Raw genomic sequence first — 20,820 nt, forward strand, 5'->3', positions numbered from 1 at the left:
CGATCGTCACCCGGCGTTTTGTAGTCCGACGTATCTGATCAATAGGATCCGGCGATGATCAGAAGACAACGGCTGGCGGCAGGCGTCTGCGCCCTGCTCGCCGCCCTGACGGCCGGGATCGCGTTCCCCGCCGGCGCGGTCGCCGACGAGACGGAACAGGCCGCCCCGAAGGTCGAACTGGTGCTGGACGTCAGCGGTTCCATGCGCACCCGTGACATAGACGGCGGCACCCGGATGGCCGCGGCGAAGCAGGCGTTCAACGAGGTGCTGGACGCGACCCCGGAGGAGGTCCAGCTCGGCATCCGTACGCTCGGCGCCAACTACCACGGCAACGACCGCAAGGAGGGCTGCAAGGACACGGCGCAGCTCTACCCGGTCGGCCCGCTGAACCGGACCGACGCGAAGACGGCCGTGGCGACCCTGGCGCCGACCGGCTGGACCCCGATCGGGCCCGCGCTGCTGAAGGCGGCGGACGACCTGAACGGCGGTTCCGGCACCCGTCGTATCGTCCTGATCAGTGACGGTGAGGACACCTGCCAGCCGCTCGACCCGTGCGAGGTGGCCCGCGAGATAGCGGCCAAGGGCATCGGGCTGACCATCGACACCCTCGGCCTGGTGCCGGACGCCAAGACCCGTGCCCAGCTCAGCTGCATCGCGGACGCGACCGGCGGCACCTACACCGACGTCCGGCACAAGGAGGAACTGTCGGACCGCGTGGGCCAGTTGGTCGACCGGGCGGCCGATCCGGTGGTGACGCCGGTGGCCACCGAGGGCGCGGAGAGCTGCGAGAAGGCGCCGGCACTCAAGTCCGGGCTGTACACCGACCGTGAGGAGTTCGGGCAGCAGCGCTGGTACAAGGTGGCCGTCGAGCCCGGCCAGGAGCTGCGCGCCTCGGTGAGCGTGGCGGACGACCGGGCCGTCGGTCCGCACTACGGCGTGCTGCTGCGGGCGGTGACCGAGCACGGCCGCGAGATCGTGCGCGGTGAGGCCGCGGGCACCGGCCGCACGGACGTCATCTCCACCGGCCTGCGCTACCCGAAGGCGGACGGCGGCGACGACACGGCGGCCGCGGAGACGGTGTGTCTCCAGGTCACCCAGTCGTTCTCGGCGGCCTCCGGCGTGAAGACCACGCCCGGTCTGCCGCTGGAGATGACCGTCGACGTGGTCGACGGGCCGTCGGGGCACCACGACGTGGCCGCCTTCGGTCTCGGCCGCGGCTGGTGGCTGCTCGGCGCGCTGGTGCTGATCGGCTTCCTGGCCGGTCTGCTGTGGGGCTGGCTGTCGCGCTGGCGGGTCGCGGTCTGGAGGACGAACTGATGCGGATCACACGAGTGCTGGGCGCCGCGCTGCTGGCGCTGGGGCTGGCCGCCGGGCCGGCCGCCGCCGACCCCTCGCCCTCCCCGAGCGCCTCCGGCGACGGCAAGTCACCCACCCAGGCGGGTACCTCGTTCCGTACGGCGACGGAGATCGAGCAGGGACAGCGGGCCACCGCCTCCGGCTCCGCCGGTGACTACCTGTACTGGTCCTTCCCCGCCGACACCGGGCAGCGCCCCACTGTCGAGGCGACGGTGAAGCTCCCGGACACGCACGGTTCGCAGACCTGGCAGCTGGACGTGTACGACGGGCTGCGACGCCGCCAGGCCTGCCAGTACGGCGCCGCGACCCGCACCGCCGCACAGGGCGCCTCCTCGGTCGAACTGGCCTGTGTGCTGCGCACGGTGCGTGGCTGGGCAGAGCCGTGGGCCAACGACCCGCTGCCCGGCACGTACTACGTCCGGCTCACGGTGGTGGGCCTCGGCGCCTCGGACCTCGGCCAGCCGGTCGGCGCCGAGGTGCGCGTCGACTCCAAGGACATCGGCGGCGCGGCGGCCGTGGACGGCAGGCTGGGCAAGCCGCTGGTCCCCGGCATCGCCGTCAAGTCCGAGGCGGACGGGGACGATTCGAAGACCGCGGTGCTCTCCAGCTTCGGCTCGGACGACGGCTGGTCCTCCGGCTGGTGGTCCGACCGCTGGGTGTGGACCGCGATCGGCGCCGTGCTCGCGGCCCTCGCCGGGATCGGCGGGTACGCGCTGACGCGCGGGTCGGGGCGGCCGGGCAACGTGCCACCGCAGGTGTGACCACGAAGGGAGGCCCGCTCACCGGCGGGCCTCCCGTCTTTCCGCGCGCCGGCGTTCACGCCTCCGGCAGCGGACCGCGAAGGAAGGCCCGCTCGCCGGCGGGCCTCCCGTCTCTACGGGTGCCGGGCGTTCACGCCTCCCGCAGCGCCTTGGCGAGGGTGCCGTCGCCGGACACCGTCACCCGCCCGTTCCGCACCGCGTCCCGCAGGCCGGACTCGCCACGCGCCAGGGACTCACAGGTCTCCGCGTCCATCGCCAGCCGCGCGTCCGGCTCGCCCGGCGCGGGCCCGTCGCCGTACACCGGCCCGCCCTCCGCACCGACGTGGAGGTGGAATTCGCCTTCCTCCAGGGTGACTTCGACGACACCCTCGCCGTCCAGGGCGCGCAGCAGCGGCAGGGCGAACCAGTGCGCGCGCACCGCGTCGGTGGGCCCGCGCTCGCCCAGCTCCCCCTCGCCCCACCGGCCCAGCGCCTGGAGCACCGGCAGCAACTCCCGTCCGCGCGGGGTGAGTTCGTACACGTAAGCGGCACCCGGCGGCGGCAGTCGCCGTCGGGTCGCGAGGCCGTCCCGTTCCATGTCCTTCAGCCGTGAGGCGAGTACGTCCGTGCTCACGCCGGGCAGATCCGCGTGCAGGTCCGTGTAGCGGCGGGGACCGGCGAGCAGCTCCCGGACGATCAGCAGGGTCCAGCGGTCGCCGACGAGGTCGAGGGCGCGGGCTGCGGAGCAGTACTGGTCGTAGCTTCGGCGAGGTGGCATGCGACGCAGTCTAGACATGTTGTTGGACTTTCCAAGCTCTCACTTGGTAAAACCAAGTAACACGAGTTTCCGGAGGGGCGCATGGAGTTCCGGCAGTCCAACAAGCTCAGCGAGGTGTGCTACGAGATCCGGGGCCCGGTGATCGAGCACGCCAACGCGCTGGAGGAGGCGGGGCACAGCGTGCTGCGCCTGAACACCGGCAATCCCGCGGCCTTCGGATTCGAGGCGCCGGAGGAGATCCTCCAGGACATGATCCGGATGCTGCCGCAGGCGCACGGCTACACGGACTCCCGCGGCGTCCTCTCCGCGCGCCGCGCGGTCGCCCAGCGCTACCAGAACCTGGGCCTCGAAGTGGACGTGGACGACGTCTACCTGGGCAACGGCGTCTCGGAGCTGGTCTCCATGGCCGTCCAGGCCCTGGTCGAGGACGGCGACGAGATCCTCATCCCCGCGCCGGACTTCCCGCTCTGGACGGCGGTGACGACCCTGGCCGGCGGCAAGGCGGTCCACTACCTGTGCGACGAGCAGGCGGACTGGAACCCGGACCTGGCCGACATGGCGTCGAAGATCACCGACCGCACCAAGGCCGTGGTCATCATCAACCCGAACAACCCGACCGGCGCGGTGTACCCCAAGGAGGTCGTGGAGGGCATCCTCGACCTGGCCCGCCGGCACGGCCTGATGGTGTTCGCCGACGAGATCTACGACCAGATCCTGTACGACGACGCCGTCCACCACTCGGCCGCCGCGCTCGCCCCCGACCTGGTCGTCCTCACCTTCTGCGGCCTCTCCAAGACGTACCGGGTGGCGGGCTTCCGCAGCGGCTGGCTGGTGGTCACCGGCCCGAAGCAGCACGCCCGGGACTACCTGGAGGGGCTGACCATGCTGGCCTCCATGCGGCTGTGCGCCAACGCCCCAGCCCAGTTCGCCATCCAGGCAGCCCTCGGCGGACGCCAGTCCATCCACGAACTCACCCGGCCCGGCGGCAGGCTGCACGAACAGCGGACGGTGGCCTGGGAGAGGCTCAACGAGATCCCCGGCGTGTCCTGCGTCAAACCCAAGGGCGCGCTGTACGCGTTCCCGCGCATCGACCCCAAGGTGCACAGGATCCACGACGACGAGAAGTTCGTCCTGGACCTCCTGCTGCGCGAGAAGATCCAGGTGGTCCAGGGCACCGGCTTCAACTGGCCCTCCCCCGACCACTTCCGCATCCTGACCCTGCCGCACGCGGACGACCTGGAGGCGGCGATCGGCCGGATCGGCAGGTTCCTCGGAGGGTACCGGCAGTAGGCGCGGTCCCCCGGCGGCTACGGGGACGCCGTCGGCGCGAGCGAGCGGTGTCCGCCCGTCACGCGGCGGGGGCGATCTGCGCGCCGCCGGCCCTCCGCAGCTGTTCCCCCAGCACCGCCACCGTGTACCGGATCTGTTCCGGCGTGTGCGCGCTGGTGAGGAAGAACCGCAGCCGGGCCAGTTCTTCGGGAACCGCCGGATGCAGGATCGGGTTGACGCTGACGCCCTGTTCGAAGAGCGCGCGGGCCAGCCGCAGTGTCCGCACCGAGTCTCCCACGACACACGGCACGATCGGCGTGCCCTCGCTGCTGCCCGTGTCGACGCCCGCCTCGCGGGCCAGGCGCAGGAAAAGCGCCGCGTTCTCCCTGAGCCGGGTGAGGCGCTCCGGTTCGGCCCGCATCAGCCGCAGCGCGGCCAGTGCGGCGGCCGAGTCGGCGGGAGTCATGCCCGCGCTGTAGACGAAGCCCGGCGCGGTGTAGCGCAGATAGCCGACCACGGCACGACCGGCCGCGACGTAACCCCCGCACCCCGCCAGGGACTTGGACAGGGTGCCCATCCACAGGTCGACGTCCGGGCGCTCGACGCCGAAGTGTTCGCCGACACCACGCCCGGTGGCACCGAGCACACCGATGCTGTGCGCCTCGTCGACCATCAGCAGCGCCGCGTGCCGGCGCTTGACCGCGACCAGGCCCGGCAGGTCGGCGATGTCCCCGTCCATGCTGTACACGCCCTCCACCACGACCAGTACCCGTCGGTACCGGTTGCGGATCCCGGCGAGGAGTGCGTCCAGGGCCGCCGCGTCGTTGTGCGGGAAGGGCCGCCGCGTCGCGCCGGACAGCCTGCAGCCCTGCAAGATGCTGTCATGGGCGAGCGCGTCATGGACGATCAGGTCCCCCGGCCCGACGAGGTGCCCGATCACGGTGACGTTGGTGGCGTGCCCGCCGGTCAGGGTGATCGCTTCTTCGGCCCCCAGGGTGCGGGCGAGTTCGCCCTCCAGGTCGAGGTGGAGTGGACGGGTGCCGGACAGCAGCCGGCTGGCGGAAGCCGACGTGCCGTACCGGTCCACGGCCTCCTTGACGGCCTCGACCACCTGCGGGTGCGTGGCCAGGCCCAGGTAGTTGTACCCGGAGAAGGAGACGAGTTCCCGGCCGTCGACGACCGTCCGGTCCGTCATGCCGCGGTCGTGGACCAGGAAGTACGGGTTCGGCAGCCGGAGTTCACCGAGCACGCCGATCCGCGCGTGGTGTGCGGTGACCTCGGGGAAGCACTCGATGCGCCGCTGCTCCTCGGGCGGCGGGGCGCCGGCCTCCGGGGCGGCCTCCCCGATCATCGCCTGGACGCTCCCGACGGTCGGCCGGGCGCACCGCTCGTCGATCGTCAGCGAGGGCCAGCGGGCCTTCAGTGAGGCGAACAGGTCGGTCAGCATCAGCGAGTCGAAGCCGAGGTCGTCGACCAGGAGTTGACCGGCCCGCAGCCGCTCCACCGGGAAGGCGCTGACACGGGCGATGTGCTCGAGCACGGGGTCCTCGGCCTCGGGGGCCGGACAGGGAGCCGGCGGGGACAGTGGCCCGGGAGCGGCGGCCGCGGGCCGGGGCGGGGCGTCGGCCGTGGCCGTGACGGGCAGCGTGTCGCTCAGCTGCCTGAGGGCGGTGACCTGCTGCTGGATGAGGTCGAGCAGTTCGCGCATCGGGGCCTCCTGGGCCGGGGTGTCGGTGGCGTCGGCGGTGCGGTCGGTCGCGGGGCCGGATGACCGGACGGCCGGATCGTCGGCCGGATCGTCGGCCGCGGACCGGGGGCGGGGCGGGGTCTGGACGGGCGGCCGGGCCATGTCCGGCTTCCGGCCGGGACCCGGGCGGCGCACCCAGTAGGACCGCTCCTCCAGACGGGCCACCGGCAGGTCCAGTGGCCGGCGGTCGTCCTTCCGCACCAGGGACCGGGGGTCGACCGGGACACCCAGGACCGCCAGCCTGGCCAGGGCCCGGGGGAAGCCCCACGCGTCGTCCGGCGCGGTACCGGCGACGACGTGGACATCGGCGTGGTCGGTGAGGTTGCGGCGGACGGAGGCGAGGAGCGACCCGCCCCCCGTCACCTGGAGGAAGACACGGGCGCCCGCGTCGTAGGCGCTGCGCACGGCGTCGCCGAAGTGGACCGGCCCGGAGGTGTGGCGCGCCCACAGTTCCCGCAGCCGCCCCGGCTCGCCGCACACCGTGCCGCTCACGGCCGACACGAACGGCAGGCGGGGCGTGCCCAGGGGGCGGCGGGCGAGATCCGTTCGCACGGCGTCGTCGGCCCGGGCCAGGCGCGGCGAGTGGAAGGCACTGGACGCCTCCAGGACGGAGGCCGCGATCCCCGCCTCGGCACAGACCCGCCGCAGCGCCGCGATCCCTTCCTCGGTACCGCTCACCACGATCTGGCGCGCGTGGTTGAAGCACGCGAGCCACACGTCGTCGATGCCCCGCACGAGCCGCCGGCAGGTGTGCTTGTCGGCCTGCACGGCGAGCATCCCGCCACGGGACTCGGCCTCGGCCCCCTGCATCACCGCACCCCGGTGGGCGAGCAGCCGCAGGGTGTCCTCGTCGGTGAGGAAGCCGGCCGCCGCGGCCGCGGCGAACTCGCCGAGGCTGTGGCCGAGTACGAGGTCGGGGGCCACGCCGCACGCTGCCAGCAGCCGGGGGGCGGCGATCTGCACGGTGCCGAGCACCGGCTGGCACACCTCGGTGGCGGCGAGCCGCCGCCGCACCTCCTCGGGCGGGCGGTCGCCGTAGAGCAGACCGGACACGTCGGTCCCCGCCACGCCGCCCAGCACGCCGACGACGCGGCGGAACTCGGCGAACCTCCGGTGGAGGTCACGCAGCATGCCCGGCTGCTGACTGCCCTGTCCGGGGAAGACGAAGGCCACCCGGCGCCCGGCCGGCGGCAGGGGTGCGTCGGCGGCGAAGGCACCGTCACCGAGGTCGCCCCGGGTGCCCTCGGCCAGTTGCTGCCGGGCCCGGCGCAGCCGCTCGGTGAACCCGGCGGCATCGGCGGCCACGATGGCGAGCCTGCTGGGCAGCGGCGCACGGCCGGCCAGGGTGTGGGCCAGTGCCGCCATCGAGACGCCGGGCGTGTGCTCCAGGGCGGCGAGCAGCTCGCCGATGTGTTCCTGGAGCAGCTGCGGGCTGCCCGCCGAGACCAGGGCGAGCTGGGGTTCGGGCGCGGCCTGGGCCTGCGCCGGCCGCCGTACGGGGACGGGTGCCTGCTGCAGGACCACGTGGACGTTCGTGCCGCCGAAGCCGAACGAGCTGACGGCGGCGCACCGCGGGGCGCCGCCGTCCGGCCACGGCCGGACGGTGCCGGCGACGCGCAGGCCGGCGGCGTCGAGCCCGAGGGCCGGGTTGGGGGTGTAGTCCGGCTGGGGCACGACCGTACGGTGGTGCACCACCAGGGCGGTCTTGATCAGCCCCGCGATGCCCGCCGCGGACAGCGAGTGCCCGATGAGCGCCTTGGCCGAGGACAGGTAGCTCAGGCTGGGGTCCTCGTCCGGGTACTCGGCGCGCAGCCGGCGCAGCGCCTCCACCTCGACGCGGTCGCCGACCGTGGTGCCGGTGCCGTGGGCTTCGATGAATCCGACGGCCGAGGGCGGCAGGCCCGCGTCGGCGTAGGCGCGGCGCAGGGCCCGCAGCTGTCCTTCCGGCGTGGGGCTCAGGGGGCCGGGCGTGACGCCGTCGTTGGCCGAGCCGATGCCCTTGACGACGGCGTAGACACGGTCACCGGCGGCCAGCGCGTCCTTCAGGGGACGTACGACGACCGCGCCGGCACCTTCGCCCAGGACGAAGCCGTCGGCCCGTTCGTCGAACGGGCGGCACACCCCGTGGGCCGACAGCGCGCCGAGACGGGAGAAGCCCACGAGGCTGTCCGGGGTGAGACTGAGGTAGACGCCGCCGACGACGGCAGTGGTGCAGGTGCCCTGGCGCAGGTGGAGTACCGCCTGTTCCAGGGCGATCAGTGAGCCGGCGCACGCGGCGTCGACGGCGAAGCTGGGCCCGCCCAGCCCGAAGTGCCGGCTCACGGCGGCGGGCGCCATGCTGACCAGGCTTCCCGGAAGGGCGAAGGAGTCGGCGACCGCGAGCCGTGCCACGGCCCGGTCCTCGATCGCCCGCGCGAGGGCGGGGTCGGAAGAACCCTGGGCGATGCCGCGTGCCCTCAGGCTCGCCGTCATCAGCTCCCGGTAGTCGGACGCCGACAGGCCGAAGAAGACGCCGGTGCCGTCCCGGTCGAAGCCGCCCCGGCCGAGCCCCGCGTCGTCGAGGGCCTCGCGGGTGACATCGAGCATCAGCCGGTGCTGCGGGTCCATGGCCTCCGCGCGGCGGGGTGGCAGACCGTAGTGCGAGGCGGCGAAGCGGTCCACTCCGTCGAGGAAGGCGACCTGGTCGGTATAGGCGGTGTCCGGAGCGCACCGGTCGACGGGGTCGTGGAACGCGGCGTGGTTCCAGCGCTCCTTCGGGACGGGGGCGAACCGCGGGCGCGCGCCGAGGAGGAGCTGCCAGTAGGCGCGAGGGCCGTGGGCGCCGGGGAAGCGGCAGCCGAGGCCGACGACGGCGATGTCATTCATGGGAGACCTGCTTCTGTTCTGGTGCCCGGTGCGGGCAGCCGGTTCGGGAGGGGCGGTGGGGGGACGGGAACGGATAGGGGGACGGGGACGGGGACGGACAGGGGGACGGGGACGGGGGCGGTGACCGTCGGCCTCCGGGCGGCGGTGGCGGCGGGTGTGCCGGTGCCGTGCCTGGGGCGGGCCGGTGCAAGGGCTCCTGAGCCGGCCCGGACCGACCGCCGAAGGGCCACGGCGCCCACCAGTTCAGTCCGCCGGCGAGTCGCATGAACGCCGGCACGAGGACACCGCGCACGAGGCTCGCGTCGAGCAGGACGCCCAGGCCCGCCCCGATCCCGAAGAACTGCAGCAGGGCCACCCGGGAGGTACCGAAGGCGAGGAGCGTGAAGGCGAGCAGGGCGCCCGCCGTGGTGACGATGCCGCCGGTGCGGGCCACACCGGTCACGATCGCGTCGGCGGTGTCGTGTCCGGCGTCGTGCGCCTCCTTGATGCGGGCCAGCACGAAGACCTCGTAGTCGACCGAGAGCCCGAAGACGACGCAGAACAGCAGTACCGGCATGGTCGTGCTGAGCGGGCCGGGCGTGAACCCCAGCAGCGTCCGCAGGTGCCCGTCCTGGAAGACCCACACCATGGCGCCGAGGACCGCGGCGAGGCTCAGGCAGTTCAGCGCGATCGCCTTCAGCGGCAGCAGGAGGCTGCGGGAGAAGAGGAACAGCAGCAGGAAGGTGCTGCCGGCGATCGCGGCCGCGGCGAGGGGCAGCCGCCCGGCGATGGTGTCCTTCGCGTCGACGAGCGCGGCGCTCGGACCGCCGACGTGGATCTCGCTGTCCGCGGGCGTCGGCATCCCGCGGACGGCACGGACGAGGCGCTGGGCGGCGTTCGAGTGCGGGTCGGCCGCCGGCACCACCGAGAACAGCGCGGGAGCGCCGGGACCGGACGGCAGCAGGCGGGTCGCCGCGGAGCCCGGAGGGGCCACCCGGACGCCGTGCCGCCACACTCCGTACGGTCCGACGATCTCGGCCACGCCGGGCAGTGCGGACAGCCCGGGTGCGTAGTCGGGCGCGGTCCGGGGCGTACGGCTGGTGAAGAACACCGTGAGGGCGTCGGCGCTGCCCCGGTCGAAGTCGCCGCGCAGCAGGTCACCGGTCTGGCGGCTGGATGTGGTCCGGGGCAGCGCCCGGTCGTCGGGAGTCGCGAAGCCCGCGTGGGTGAACGGGGCCGCGAGCACCGCCAGCAGGGCCAGCACCGGCAGTGCGGCGAGCACCGGGCGGTGTACGACGCACCGTGCCAGCCGCTGCCAGAACCGCGAGGCGGAACCGGCCCGGGTCCTGCGGCGCCAGGGCACCGCCCACGCGTTCACGCGGCGGCCGAGCAGCGCCAGCAGCGCCGGCAGCACCGTCACGGCGGCGACCGCGGCGACGGCCACCACGCTGATGCCGGCGTAGGCGAAGGAGCGCAGGAAGTACGGCGGGAAGAGCAGCAGCGCCGCCAGCGCCGCGCAGACCGTGGCGGCGCTGAAGAAGATGGTGTGGCCCGCGGCGCATGCCGTTCGCCGGGCGGCCTCGCGGGGCTCGTGCCCGGCGGTCAGTTCCTCCCGGAACCGGGAGACGATCAGCAGCCCGTAGTCGATGCCCAGGCCGAGTCCGAGTGCGGTGGTCAGGTTCAGCGCGAACACCGACACATCGGTGACGCCGCCGATGAGGCTGAGGGCCAGCAGGGTCCCGCCGATCGCCAGTACGCCGATCAGCAGCGGCAGGGCCGCCGCCATCACACTGCCGAACACCAGGACCAGGAGCAGAAGGGTGCCGGGCAGGACGACGGCCTCGGCCCGTTTCAGGTCTGAGGCGGCCAGCTCCTGCATCTCGTGGTCGGCCAGGGCCGTGCCGCCCACGTGCACCGTGAGGGCCGTCCGGCCGGACAGCGCCGCGCGCACCCGCTCGGCGCGCGGGCCGAGCTGGTCGCCGTCGCCGTCGACGTGGGCGACCAACAGCGCCGAGCGGCCGTCGCGGCCGCGCAGCTCCGCCGGCCCGCCGCTCCAGTAGGAGGAGACGTCGCTCACGTACGGCTGGGCGGTCAGGCGCCGGGTCAGTGCGCGTCCCTCGCTGCGTGCCGCGGGAGCGTCGACTCCGCCGTGGCGGGCCCGCGCGACGACGACCAGGTTCGCGGACACGCCCTGGTACGGCGCGGTCACCCGGGCCGCGAAGCTGGAGTCGGAGGCGGGGTCGTCGTACCCCTGCGTCTTCAGCCGGCCCGTCGCCGACGAGCCGACGAGCAGCGACAGGACGAGGAATCCGAGGGCGGCGAGCAGCACGCACCAGGGGCGACGGGCGGCGCAGGAGCCGAGCCAGCGGTACATCCCGTCTCCTTTCCGGTTCGCGTCCGCGGCGGCGGTTCGCGGGGACGGTCGGCTGCCACCGTCTCCCGGGAGCGGTGAGGCGCCCCAGCCCCGACTACTCGTTACTTGACGGAGGGCGCGCAGCGCGGTAGCGGCGGCTCGGCGGCGGTCCGGCCGCGCTTGTTTCGCGTACCTGTGCGAAGATCACGTGTCCCGTCGTCTCCGGCGGTGGGGCCGGCCAGGGGGGCTTCGCACGTCATTCGGCGCATGGCCTCGACCAGCGCGCGCCGCGGTCCCTCCCCCTGGTCCCGATCGAGCAGACCAGGGGGAGCACCGTTGTTCTCGTATCGAATGCGCCGGGCCGCCGTGGCCGTGCTGTGTGCGGCGCCCATCGGGCTCACGGCGCCGGCCGCGCAAGCGGCGTCGCCGCCGGGCCCGTCCGCCGGGCAGGAGGCACGGGAGGCCGCGCGGTTCTGGACCGCCGAGCGCATGGCCGGGTCCCGGCCGCTGGACGCGGTGCGGCACACGCCGTCGACGCCGGGGGCGGCGGCCGCGGCGGCGGCCCGGCCGAAGGGCACCCTGTTCAAGGGCACCCGGCTGGTCGGCACGTTCTTCGGCTCCGACGGGCCGGGCGGCACCACCTGGCACTGCACCGGCAGCGTGATCGACACCCCGGCCCGCGACATCGTGCTCACCGCGGCCCACTGCGCGCTGAGCATGAAGAGCGACTACGTCTTCGTGCCGAAGTTCGTCAAGGGCGCGGCGCCCGACCGCCAGCCGTACGGCATCTTCCACATCCAGCGGGTCTTCATCGATCCCCGGTACAAGCCCGACCGGGGATCGACGACCACCAAGGGGGCGTCCTCCGACCTGGACACCGCGTTCGCCCGGGTCTCCGCGAACCAGCGCGGCGTCTCCCTCCAGGACGCCGTGGGCGGCGGGCTGACCTTCACCCGGCCCTCCGGCTACGTCCACCGGGGCGTCAGCGTCGTCGGCTATCCCGCCTACCGGCACAACAGCGCCGGCCGCGCGGTCAAGTGCACCGTCCCGACGAAGCAGCTCCGCGGCTACCGGCAGTTGTCCATGACCTGCGGAGGCTACTACGGCGGGGTGTCCGGCAGCCCGTGGATCACCGACTACAAGGACGACGCCCGCACGGGACACGTCATCGGCAACCTCGGCGGCTACAACGGCGGCGGCAACGACGCGAACGTCGACTACATCAGCTACGGCACCGCGTTCGGCGCGGACGCCGAGAACCTCCTCGCCGACGCCGTCGCCGACCAGACCCCGCCCGCCGACCTGCCCGCGTACCGGGGCCTGAAGGGCACGCTGGCGGGCGGCGCGGCACGCTGGCGCAAGGCCGCGCTCATGGCCTCGGGCGACTACACCGGCGACCGGCACGGCGATCTCCTCGTGGTCTGGTCCGACGGCTCGGTCACCCTGCACCCCGGCGACGGCCGGGGCGGCTTCGGGGCCGAGAAGCGGCTGGAGAAGGCCAACACCACCTGGACGCACGCCCGGACCCTCACCGGCGGCACCTTCGGCGGCGGCGACCGGGCCGGCCTGCTGGTGCGCTGGTCCGACGGCGAGGTCACCCTCTACCCGCAGCCCGGCCCCTCCGGCCTCGGCCGGGAGATCCGGATGGCGGCACCCCGCTCCGCGTGGGCGAACGCCGTCCAGTTCGCCGCCGGACCGTTCCGGAGCGACGGGGGCACCGGCCTGCTGGTCCGCTGGGCCGACGGCAGGCTCACCCTCTATCCCAACGTCGGGGCCGGCGGCTTCGGCACGAGTACCCGGCTCATCGCGGCGAACGGCACCTGGACCAAGGCCGCCCTGCTGACCGGCGGTGACTTCGGCGGCACGGCCGCCGGGGACCTGCTGGTGCGCTGGTCCGACGGCGCGCTCGACACGTACACCGACACCTCGGCCACGGGGCTCGGCACCAGGTCCCGGGTGCTCGGCCCGAACAGCCTCTTCCAGCACGCCCAGGTGCTGACGGCCGGCGACTTCCGCCACGACCGCTCCCGCAACGACCTGATCGTGCGCTGGTCCGACGGCGAGACCACGCTGTACGCCGACACCGGCACCAAGGCCCTCGGCACCGAGCACACGCTGGTCCACCCCGGCACCTGACCCCCACGCACCCCGGAACACCGCCGCCCCGACCCGCCACGACCCACGGGCCCCGCAGCCGCGGCGGCGGGGCCCGCGGCGGCTGCGGGAGCTGGCAGCTGAGCGGGCTTCTGCGGCAGGACCGGCCACGGCCGGCCTCGCGGGCCGGGTTCCGACGGGCCGGCGGCCCCGGCGGCGGAACGAGCGGCCGTCTGGCGCAGTGCCGACTGCGGAGCGCCCTGTGCCGCCGTGCCAACATGGGTGACATGGGTGACCTCCTTCTCGTCCGGCACGGGCAGACCGAATGGTCGCGGTCCGGGCGGCACACCGGCAGGACCGACGTGCCCCTCACCGAGCACGGGCGTGCGGAGGCGCGCGGCCTGGTTCCGCTGATCCGCGGGCAACGCATCGGAGCCGCCTTCGTCAGCCCCCTCCAGCGGGCCCGGGAGACCGCACGGCTCATCGGGATCCCGGACGCCCGGGTCGACGCCGACCTGCGGGAGTGGGACTACGGCGGGTACGAGGGCGTGACCACGCCGGAGATCCAGCGGAGCCGGCCCGGCTGGTTCCTGTTCACGGACGGCGTCGTGCCCGGCCCGCCGGACCACCCGGGCGAGACCGCGGAGCAGGTCGGGGAGCGCGCCGACCGGATGCTGGCCAAGGCCGACGCCGCCCTCGCCGACACCGAAGGCGCCGTCGTGCTGGTCGCCCACGGTCACTTCCTCCGTGTCCTCACCGCCCGCCGGCTGGGCCTCGCGCCCCAGCACGGGGCCCTCTTCCAGCTCGCGACGGGCACGCTGTGCCGCCTCGGCACCGAGCACGGCCGACCGGTGGTGGCGGGCTGGAACATCCGGCCCCGGGAGGAGTAGGGCACTGTCGGACCGGGAGAAGCGGGCGCTGTCGACCCCGAGAAGGCCGGGTGCTGTCGGCCCCGAGAAGGCTGGGGCGTTGTCGGCCCCGCAAAGGCCAGGGCGTTGTCGACCCCGAGAAGGCCGGGCGTTGTCGGCCCCGAGAAGGCTGGGGCGTTGTCGGCCCCGCAAAGGCCAGGGCGTTGTCGACCCCGAGAAGGCCGGGGCGTTGTCGGCCCCGCGAACGCCGGGGCGTTGTCGGCCCCGCAAAGGTCGGGGCGTTGTCGGTCTCGGAGAAGCAGGTGTGTCGTCGGACCCGGGAGGGCCAGGGGCGTTGTCGGTCCCGGGCCGTACGCTGCGAACGGACCGTCCGTTAGGCGGTTCCGCGGAGCGACGGCTCGGAAGGAGCATCCCGTGACCCGACCGCCGACCGCCGCGCAGCGGCGGCTGATCGAGGCCGCCGATCCGGTCACCGGCCGGCTGCGCGGCACGGAGAACCAGCTCGCGGCGCTGGTGAAGCGGGGACTCGCCTTCCGGCATCCCCGGCCGCCGCACGACCACTTCCTCACCCCGGCGGGCCACCGGACACGGGACGCGGTGCCCGAGGCGCCGGCGCGGCCCGCACCCGACACGGGGGTGTTCGAGGCCCGCGTCGGCGGCGAGGAGGAGCCGCCCGAATCCGGTCCGGCCCGGCGGCGCGAGGTGCACGGCGCCTGGCAGGGGCTGCTGGAGCTGCGCCGGATGACGAATCCGGACGGCGCGGCGGACCGGCCGTGCGGGTGGGAGCGTACGCATCTGGTGCGGGCCGCGGCGCTCGCGCTGGAGGCGGCCGGACACCGGCCGGCGGGCGGGGACGCGGACGGGTACCGGGTCCGGGCGACCCCGCAGCCGGAGGCGGTCGCGGTCCACGCACCGGACGCCGGGACCCTGGCGGCCTGCGCGGCCACGCTGGAGCGGGCCGGCTGGCAGGCCGGCGAGTACACCGAGCCCCGGACCAGAGCACGTTATCTGCTGGCCTCACCGCGCCGGACCTGACCGCATCTGCTGGCCTCACCGCGCCGGACCTGGCCGCATCTGCTGGCCTCACCGCGCCGGGCCTGACCGGCGTGTCAAGATCGGTCGACCGCCAGAACCGAACGTGAGAAGGGCAAGCAGTGACCGAACCGTTTTCCGTCCGTGTGACCGTCCGCGGCTACGAGACCGACACGCAGGGGCACCTCAACCAGGCGGTGTACCTCAACTACGCCGAACACGCCCGCTGGTCGCTCCTCCAAGCGGCCGGCATCAGCCAGGCCCGGCTGGTCGGCCGGGGTGTGGGACCGGTGGCGCTGGAGACGACCATCCGCTACCTGCGCGAACTGCTCGCCGGGGACGAGGTCGACGTCACCTGCGCCTTCGAGTGGGGCACCGGCAAGACCTTCCGGATCCGGCAGGAGATACGCAAGGCCGACGGCATCCTGGCGGCCGAGGTCACCGCGGTGGGCGGCATGATGAACCTCGCGGAGCGCAAGCTGGTCGCCGATCCGCGGGAGGTGTTCAAGGAACTGGCCACGGACCTCGGCCTGTTCGGTCTGTAGCCCGCCGGAGGTCCCGGTGCCGGTCGCCCCGGCCGGCCCCTGGCATCGTGACCGCCCGGACGTCGACGCCCCGGACCACCGGGCCCTCGACACCGCACACCACCCGAACCTCGGCACCGCGCCGCTCACCGCCCGGACCTCAGGCGCCGTAGGCCGTCCGGGCCTCGGGCACCGTGGACCATCCGGACCTCGGCTCCCCGTGCCCGCGGCCCGTGCCCGCGGCGGCGCTACGCGCTGAACGCGCCCTTGTTGTCCTCCGCCCACGCCCGGTAGGTCCGTGCCGCCCGGCCCAGCACCTCGGGTACGTCCTCGGTGACCGTCGCGTTCCCGCCCCGGCGGACGTGGGTCAGGCCCGCCAGGACGCCCTCCGCCCTCGCGGCGTCGAGGCCCCAGGCGGTACGGAGGAAGTCGCGGGTCTCGTCGGGCGAGAGGTCCCGGGTGGGGACGGGCCGGCCCAGGACCGAGGCGAGTTCGGCCGCCTGTTCCGGGACGCTGATCGCCTCGGGCCCGGTCAGGGTGTAGGTCCGGCCCGCGAACCGGCCGTCGAGCAGGGCCCGCACGGCCACCGCGGCCACATCGCGCGGGTCGATCACCCCGGACGCCCCGTTCCCCGTGAGGTTGGGCACCGGCTCGCCCGCGCGCAGCGCCTCGGCCCAGTTCAGCGTGTTGGAGGCGAACGTCGAGGGCCGCAGGACCGTCCATTCGGCGCCGCTCTCCCGCACGGCCCGCTCCCCCTCCACATGCCACAGGCCGAACGGCCCGGTGTCGGGGTCTCCGGTCCCCATGGCGGAGAGCTTCACCAGCCGGCGGACTCCCGCCGTGCGCGCCGCGGCGACCAGCGCGAGGTCGTGCGCCGCGGCCGGCCCCGGAGCCCCGACGAGGAACGCGGCCGTCACCCCGGTCATGGGGCCGTCGAGGCAGCCCGGCTCGCCGTAGTCCCCGCGGACCACCTCGACCTCCGGCGGCACCTGTGCCTTCGCCGGGTCGCGGGTCAGCGCCCGGACCTTCTCGCCGCGCTGCGTGAGCTGTCGTACGACTTCCCTGCCGATCGTGCCCGTGGCACCCGTAACCAGAATCATGGGATCCACGATGAGCCGTAGCGTGCCCCTGGTTCTTGGAAATTCCGGCACGGTCGGCCCGCCCGGAACACCGTGCGCCGCCCCTATCGTGGGAGAGTGCCGAACGCCGCCGCCGAACAGACCATGCCCGAGGCGCTGCGCCCCTGGATCACCGGGGTGCGGACCTCGCCCCGCGCCGGACCGGCCGAGGACGCCTTCGTCCGCCTCCCCGACGCCTCCACCAAGGTGGTGCTGCGGGTGACGGCGGACGGGCACCGCGATGTGCTGGCGCTGGGCCCGCGGGTACGGGCCTCGTACCACGACGGCAACGCGACGGCCTCCTGTGTGGAGCTGCGCCTCGCGCCCGGGGCGGCCCGGCCGCTGCTGGGTGTCCCGGTCGCCGATCTGGTCGGCCGCGCGGTCCCGTTGGACGCGCTGCCCGGGAGCGCGGCGCGCCGGCTGGCGAGCGGGCTGCGGTGGCTGGACACCGACGAGGTGGTGCCGTACCTGTCCGAGACGCTCCCCGAGTTGCTGCCGGCCACCGCGGAATCCTCGCGCACGGCGCTGCTGCTGGCGGGTGTCGAGGCACTGTCCGTCCGCGGGGACCGGGCACCGGCACAGGTACGCGACGTGGCCCACGAACTCGCCGTGAGCGAGCGGCAGTTGCGCAACCTCTTCACCGACGGCGTCGGTGTCTCCCCGAAGCACTACACCCGCATCGACCGCGTCCGCACGGTCCTCACCCGGGCGTCGACCGCACCCTGGTCGGAGGTCGCCGCCGGCACCGGCTACTACGACCAGTCGCACATGACGTCCGACTTCCGCGCCCTGATGGGCGTCCCGCCACGCTCCTACTTCACCGGCCGCCTGCCCGCGACGACCCCGTGCCGGGCGGGCGCGCGCGGCTGAACACGCAGGCGTACGGGAGAACGCCTCCACCCGCGCCGCTCCATTCCCACGGCCGCCGGACAGCACTTTCGGGCACTCCGGGTCACCGGAGATGAGGACCGTCCACGCGACGAAGGCCGGGGGCCACGGGTTCGTCCCCGTGGCCCCCGGCCTTGTGAGTTCGTGGCGGTGGCTCAGTGGACCGCGGCGATCTCCTGTCCCGCCTCCATCGGATGGGTGACGTCCTGGGCCTCGCCGCCCCTGCCGATGTGGTTGAAGAGGAGGTTGAGCACCACGGCCGTCACGCAGCCCGTGGAGATGCCCGAGTCCAGGACGATCTTCGCGGTCTCGGGGAACGCGTGGTAGAACCCGGGTGCGGTGATCGGGATGATGCCGACCGCGAGGGACACGGCCACGATCAGGACGTTGTTGTCCCGCTCCAGGCCGGCCCGGACCAGGGTCTGGATGCCGCTCGCGGCGACCGAGCCGAACAGGACGACACCGGCGCCGCCGAGCACGGGACGGGGCACGACCGCGATGAGCGAGGCGGCCATCGGGCACAGGCCCATCAGGACCAGGAAGCCGCCGCCGGTCGCGACGACGTACCGGCTGCGGATCCGCGTCATGGCGACCAGGCCGATGTTCTGCGCGAAGGCGCTGCACATGAAGCCGTTGAACAGCGGGCTGAGCGCGGAGCCGAGGGTGTCGGCGCGCAGGCCGGCCGCGATGGTCTTCTCGTCGGCGGGCCGTTCGACGATCTCGCCGAGCGCCAGCATGTCGGCGGTCGACTCGGTCATCGAGACGACCATCACCACGCACAGCGAGAGGATCGCGGCGAGCTGGAACTGCGGTGCGCCGTAGTGGAACGGGGTGGGGAAGCCGACCACGTCGGCGTGGGCGACGGGGCTGAAGTCCGTGACGCCGAAGGGTATCGCCACCAGCGTGCCGGCGATCAGGCCGAGCAGGACGGCGATCTGCTTGACGAAGCCGCGGGTGAAGCGGCGCAGCAGCAGGACGATCAGGAGGGTGATGCCGGCGAGGCCGAGGTAGGTCGTCGAACCGTAGTCGTCGGCCCGGGGGTTGAGGCCCTGGGCCCAGCCGAAGGCGACCGGAAGCAGGGACACGCCGATCAGGGTGATGACCGAGCCGGTGACGACCGGTGGGAAGAAGCGAATCGCCTTACTGAAGAAGGGGGCGGCGACGAAGCCCAGGAGGCCGGCGACGATGACCGCGCCGAAGATGATCGGCAGGGCGTCGGACTTGTCGTCGGTCGAGGCGACTACCGCGGTCATGGGGGCGACACCCGCGAAGGTGACGCCGTTGACGAACGGCAGCCGGGCGCCGATCTTCCAGAAACCCAGGGTCTGGAGGAAGGTGGCGAGGCCGGCGGTGAACAGGCAGGCGCCGGTGAGGAAGGTCAGCTCGGTGGCGGACAGGCCGATGGCCGCACCGACGATGAGCGGTGGGGCTACGACTCCGGCGTACATGGCGGCCACATGCTGCAGACCGCTGGTCGCCATTTTGAGGGCGGGGAGTTTCTCGTCAACTGGATGGGCGGCCACGGCGGCTCCTCCGGGCGGGTGACACGTCGTCGACGTGGGTTTCAGGGAGGTGGTGCGTGTAGTCGTGCGGGACCGTGACGGGGGTGGGGACGTGAGCGGTGGGCGAGCGGTGTGGGGGTGCCCGTCTCCGGGGCGCGCTTGGGCACGCGCCCCGGAGACGGCTGCCGTGGATCCCGCTCGGATCCACGGTCCCGGCCGGGAGCCGTCCCTCTCGGCCGGAGTCTGTGGGAGTCCCGGAGTGGATCAGCCCTGCGCGGCGATCCGGGCGAGGCGCTGGGCCTCCTCGCGGGTGGTGGCGGCGACGGCGTCCTCGTCGACGGTGAGCAGGCGGCCGTTCTCGACGATCTGCCGGCCGTTGACGAAGGACGCGGTTACCGGGGCCGCCGCACCGAAGACCAGGGCGGTCACCGGGTCGGCGATGGAGGCGTGGGCGAGCGTGTCCATCTTCCACAGCACCACGTCGGCCAGCTTGCCCGGCTCCAGCGAACCGATCTGCTCGGCCCGGCCGAGGACCTGGGCGCCGCCGTAGGTGCCGAGCCGCAGCGCCTGGCGGGCGCTGAGGGCTGCCTCGCGGTGCGCGCCGAGGCGGTTGATCAGCAGGGCGTTGCGCAGCTCGGTGTGGAGTTCGCCGGACTCGTTGGAGGCGGTGCCGTCGACACCGAGGCCGACCGGGACGCCGGCCCGCAGCATGTCGGGGACGCGGGCGATGCCGGCGGCGAGGCGGGCGTTGGACGACGGGCAGTGGGCCACACCGGTCTTCGTGCGGGCGAAGGCGGCGATGTCGGAGTCCTTCATGTGGACGCAGTGCGCCATCCACACGTCCTCACCGAGCCAGCCGGTGGACTCGAAGTAGTCGGTCGGGCCCATGCCGAACAGCTCGTGGCAGAACTTCTCCTCCTCCACGGTCTCCGAGCCGTGGGTGTGCAGCCGTACGCCCAGCCGGCGGGCCAGTTCGGCACCCTGGCGGAGCAGTTCGGTGGAGACGGAGAACGGGGAGCAGGGGGCGACGGCCACCTGGGTCATGGCGTCGAAGGAGGCGTCGTGGTGCTTCTTGACGGTCTCCTCGGTCGCCGCGAGCGCGCCCTCCAGCGTCTCGACGGCGAAGTCCGGCGGCAGACCGCCGTCCTTCTCGCTGCGGTCCATCGAACCACGGGCCAGCGTGAAGCGGACACCCGTCTCGGCGGCGGCCCGGATGATCGAGCCGGACAGGTCGCCGGAGCCCTGCGGGAAGACGTAGTGGTGGTCCATGGCGGTGGTGACACCGCCGCGGGCCATCATGGCGAGCGACCCCTGCGCGGCCGCGTACGTCATTCCCTCGTCGATGCGCGCCCAGGTGGGGTAGAGCGCGACCAGCCAGTTGAAGAGGTTGTGGTCGGTGGCCAGGCCCCGGGTGATCCACTGGTAGAAGTGGTGGTGGGTGTTGACCAGACCGGGCGTGGCCAGATGGCCGCGTCCGTCGATCCGGCGCACCACGTTCTCCAGCCCCTCGGGGGCGTCACCCGCGCCGACGGACTCGATCCGGTTGCCGGCGAGGACGAGGTGTCCCGAGGCGTACTCGGTTTCGCCCGCGTCCACGGTCGCGATCGCGCAGTTCTCGATGACGATGCGCTGGTCTGCCGATGGTGCCATGGTGCTTCCTTGTCTTTCAGCGGCGGTCCGTGGAGGGGAGGTCCACGGGGAGGGCA

14 protein-coding genes are annotated in these 20,820 nt (G+C 73.7%); 8 read left to right on the forward strand and 6 right to left on the reverse strand.

Annotation, left to right across the window (positions count from 1 at the left end):
• The first annotated feature begins 54 nt into the window (after nucleotides 1-54).
• Nucleotides 55-1,317: a VWA domain-containing protein gene (locus JK361_RS02770; protein ID WP_201813975.1), complete on the forward strand. Its 1,263-nt coding sequence runs from the start codon at nucleotides 55-57 to the stop codon at nucleotides 1,315-1,317.
• Nucleotides 1,317-2,117, forward strand: coding sequence for a hypothetical protein (locus JK361_RS02775; protein ID WP_201813976.1), 801 nt, complete (start codon nucleotides 1,317-1,319; stop codon nucleotides 2,115-2,117). Before JK361_RS02770 ends, JK361_RS02775 begins: the two co-directional genes overlap by 1 nt.
• Before the next feature lie 130 nt (nucleotides 2,118-2,247).
• On the opposite strand, the gene JK361_RS02780 is transcribed toward JK361_RS02775, so the two are convergent.
• Nucleotides 2,248-2,874 carry a winged helix-turn-helix transcriptional regulator gene (locus JK361_RS02780; RefSeq protein ID WP_201813977.1) on the reverse strand — a complete coding sequence of 209 codons (627 nt, stop codon included), beginning with the start codon at nucleotides 2,872-2,874 and terminating at the stop codon, nucleotides 2,248-2,250.
• An 81-nt stretch (nucleotides 2,875-2,955) separates the two neighbouring features.
• Here JK361_RS02780 and JK361_RS02785 point away from each other — a divergent pair, with 81 nt between their 5' ends.
• Nucleotides 2,956-4,164, forward strand: a complete 1,209-nt coding sequence (locus JK361_RS02785; RefSeq protein WP_201813978.1) for a pyridoxal phosphate-dependent aminotransferase — start codon at nucleotides 2,956-2,958, stop codon at nucleotides 4,162-4,164.
• A gap of 58 nt (nucleotides 4,165-4,222) precedes the next feature.
• Here the strand turns inward: JK361_RS02785 and JK361_RS02790 are convergent, their stop codons facing one another.
• Entirely contained in the window at nucleotides 4,223-8,755 is a 4,533-nt protein-coding gene (locus JK361_RS02790; RefSeq protein ID WP_201813979.1) for a type I polyketide synthase, read from the reverse strand.
• A complete protein-coding gene (locus JK361_RS02795) occupies nucleotides 8,748-11,108 on the reverse strand; it encodes an MMPL family transporter (protein ID WP_201813980.1) in 2,361 nt (786 codons plus the stop codon). The genes JK361_RS02790 and JK361_RS02795 overlap by 8 nt, the downstream gene beginning before the upstream one ends.
• Nucleotides 11,109-11,423: 315 nt before the next feature.
• Between JK361_RS02795 and JK361_RS02800 the strand changes: the two genes are divergently transcribed.
• From JK361_RS02800 to JK361_RS02815, 4 genes are all read left to right on the forward strand, one after another.
• Entirely contained in the window at nucleotides 11,424-13,223 is a 1,800-nt protein-coding gene (locus JK361_RS02800) for a trypsin-like serine peptidase (RefSeq protein WP_236052329.1), read from the forward strand.
• 245 nt (nucleotides 13,224-13,468) lie between these two features.
• Nucleotides 13,469-14,071, forward strand: coding sequence for a histidine phosphatase family protein (locus JK361_RS02805; protein ID WP_201813981.1), 603 nt, complete (start codon nucleotides 13,469-13,471; stop codon nucleotides 14,069-14,071).
• Between the two features lie 393 nt (nucleotides 14,072-14,464).
• Nucleotides 14,465-15,085 (forward strand): hypothetical protein, encoded by a 621-nt coding sequence (locus JK361_RS02810; RefSeq protein ID WP_201813982.1) that lies wholly within the window; start codon nucleotides 14,465-14,467, stop codon nucleotides 15,083-15,085.
• Nucleotides 15,086-15,204: 119 nt separating this feature from the next.
• Nucleotides 15,205-15,627 (forward strand): acyl-CoA thioesterase, encoded by a 423-nt coding sequence (locus JK361_RS02815; RefSeq protein WP_201813983.1) that lies wholly within the window; start codon nucleotides 15,205-15,207, stop codon nucleotides 15,625-15,627.
• 227 nt (nucleotides 15,628-15,854) lie between these two features.
• On the opposite strand, the gene JK361_RS02820 is transcribed toward JK361_RS02815, so the two are convergent.
• Complete coding sequence (locus JK361_RS02820) at nucleotides 15,855-16,706, reverse strand: SDR family oxidoreductase (RefSeq protein WP_201813984.1); 852 nt, start codon at nucleotides 16,704-16,706, stop codon at nucleotides 15,855-15,857.
• Between the two features lie 96 nt (nucleotides 16,707-16,802).
• Here JK361_RS02820 and JK361_RS02825 point away from each other — a divergent pair, with 96 nt between their 5' ends.
• A complete protein-coding gene (locus JK361_RS02825) occupies nucleotides 16,803-17,594 on the forward strand; it encodes a helix-turn-helix domain-containing protein (protein WP_307787135.1) in 792 nt (263 codons plus the stop codon).
• Nucleotides 17,595-17,767: 173 nt separating this feature from the next.
• Here the strand turns inward: JK361_RS02825 and JK361_RS02830 are convergent, their stop codons facing one another.
• Nucleotides 17,768-19,135, reverse strand: a complete 1,368-nt coding sequence (locus tag JK361_RS02830) for a nucleobase:cation symporter-2 family protein (RefSeq protein ID WP_201813985.1) — start codon at nucleotides 19,133-19,135, stop codon at nucleotides 17,768-17,770.
• 243 nt (nucleotides 19,136-19,378) lie between these two features.
• Nucleotides 19,379-20,764 (reverse strand): 8-oxoguanine deaminase, encoded by a 1,386-nt coding sequence (locus JK361_RS02835; protein ID WP_201813986.1) that lies wholly within the window; start codon nucleotides 20,762-20,764, stop codon nucleotides 19,379-19,381.
• Between the last annotated feature and the right edge of the window lie 56 nt (nucleotides 20,765-20,820).

Source organism: Streptomyces musisoli, from assembly GCF_016741855.1.
Lineage (GTDB): Bacteria > Actinomycetota > Actinomycetes > Streptomycetales > Streptomycetaceae > Streptomyces > Streptomyces musisoli.

Bases quoted from the DNA above. Each gene is read 5' to 3' on its own strand.
- JK361_RS02805 (WP_201813981.1), top strand. From the start codon at position 13,469: ATGGGTGACCTCCTTCTCGTCCGGCACGGGCAGACCGAATGGTCGCGG.
- JK361_RS02820 (WP_201813984.1), bottom strand. From the start codon at position 16,706: ATGATTCTGGTTACGGGTGCCACGGGCACGATCGGCAGGGAAGTCGTA.
- JK361_RS02790 (WP_201813979.1), bottom strand. From the start codon at position 8,755: ATGAATGACATCGCCGTCGTCGGCCTCGGCTGCCGCTTCCCCGGCGCC.
- JK361_RS02775 (WP_201813976.1), top strand. From the start codon at position 1,317: ATGCGGATCACACGAGTGCTGGGCGCCGCGCTGCTGGCGCTGGGGCTG.
- JK361_RS02770 (WP_201813975.1), top strand. From the start codon at position 55: ATGATCAGAAGACAACGGCTGGCGGCAGGCGTCTGCGCCCTGCTCGCC.
- JK361_RS02785 (WP_201813978.1), top strand. From the start codon at position 2,956: ATGGAGTTCCGGCAGTCCAACAAGCTCAGCGAGGTGTGCTACGAGATC.
- JK361_RS02835 (WP_201813986.1), bottom strand. From the start codon at position 20,764: ATGGCACCATCGGCAGACCAGCGCATCGTCATCGAGAACTGCGCGATC.
- JK361_RS02795 (WP_201813980.1), bottom strand. From the start codon at position 11,108: ATGTACCGCTGGCTCGGCTCCTGCGCCGCCCGTCGCCCCTGGTGCGTG.
- JK361_RS02780 (WP_201813977.1), bottom strand. From the start codon at position 2,874: ATGCCACCTCGCCGAAGCTACGACCAGTACTGCTCCGCAGCCCGCGCC.